The following is a 1,518-nucleotide window of genomic DNA, read 5'->3' as shown; positions in this document are numbered from 1 at the left end:
GCAGACGTTACAGAGCCAACAGTTGACGCTGTTGCAACAAGCATTGAAGACACAGTATCTGTTGAAATCAAAGCAACTGATGCTTGTCCACGTTACCTTGGCCGTGTGGTTAAGAACGTAAACGTGAAAGCGGAATCTCCAATCTGGATGCAAGAAAAACTGCGTCGTTGTGGTATCCGTTCAATCGACCCAGTTGTAGACATCACAAACTACGTGATGCTAGAGCAAGGCCAACCAATGCACGCATTTGATCTCGCTAAGATCGAAGGCGGTATCGTGGTTCGTCTAGCAGAGCAGGGCGAAAAACTCACACTTCTAGATGGCAACGAAGCTGAACTAAACAGCAACACACTTGTTATCGCAGACCACAACAAAGCACTAGCAATCGCTGGTATCTTTGGCGGTCAAGATTCAGGTGTGACTACTGAAACAACAGACGTACTTCTTGAAGCTGCATTCTTCGCACCGGATCACATTCGTGGTCGCGCACGTGCTTACGGCCTTCACACTGATTCTTCTCTACGTTTCGAACGTGGTGTTGATTCAACACTTCAAGCAGCAGCAATGGAGCGTGCAACACAGCTTCTAGTTGAAATCTGCGGTGGTGAAGTTGCGCCAGTAAACGGCAGCGAATCTGAAGCTGATCTACCTAAAGCAAACGTAGTTGCTCTACGTCGCGCTAAGCTAGACAGCTTACTAGGTCACGAAATCCCATCGACAGACGTAGTGGAAATACTTACTCGCCTAGGTTGTAACGTTGAAACGACAGACGCAGGTTGGACGGCAACGTCTCCATCTTGGCGTTTCGATATCGCAATCGAGCAAGACCTAATTGAAGAAGTAGGTCGTATCTACGGTTACGATAACATTCCAAACCAAGCGCCTAAAGCGGCACTTAAAATGAATGACCACAAAGAAGCTGACCAACCGCTTAAGCGCGTTCGTGACCTTCTTGTAGACCGTGGCTACCACGAAGCAATTACATACAGCTTCGTAGAACCAGAACAGCAAAAACTGGTTGTACCTGGTGTTGAGCCGCTAATCCTGCCATTCCCAATCTCTGCGGACATGTCAGCAATGCGTCTTGGCCTAATCCAAGGTCTACTAAACACAGTTGTTCACAACCAGAAGCGTCAACAGTCTCGCGTTCGTCTATTCGAATCAGGCCTACGTTTCATCCCTGAAGCAACGGCTGAAAACGGCATGCGCCAAGAAATGATGCTTGCGGGCGTTATCTCTGGTACTCGTGGCGAAGAGCACTGGGACATTGCAACAAACACTGTAGATTTCTTCGATCTTAAAGGTGACCTAGAAGCCGTTCTTGAGCTTTCTGCAAACGAAATCGCATACAGCTTCAAAGCCCTTTCTTCTGAAGCAAAAGAGCGCAACCCAGCACTTCACCCAGGTCAGTCAGCAGTGATTATGGTTGACGCTGGTTTAGAAACAGAAAGGGAAGTGGGTATCATTGGTACTGTTCATCCAGAGCTAGAGCGTAAGTTTGGTCTTAACGGCCGTACT

Annotated in this window: 1 protein-coding gene; it reads left to right on the top strand. The window is 47.9% G+C overall.

Annotated elements, in window-relative coordinates:
* A partial coding sequence (gene pheT / locus ACP45E_RS22595) for a phenylalanine--tRNA ligase subunit beta (RefSeq protein WP_069585548.1) occupies positions 1 to 1,518 on the top strand: 1,518 nt, incomplete at both ends.

This window comes from Vibrio genomosp. F10 str. 9ZD137 (genome assembly GCF_049974785.1).
Classification (GTDB): Bacteria; Pseudomonadota; Gammaproteobacteria; order Enterobacterales; family Vibrionaceae; genus Vibrio.
The sequence above is the reverse complement of the archived record's forward strand: the minus strand, read 5'-3'. Positions and strand labels throughout refer to the sequence as shown.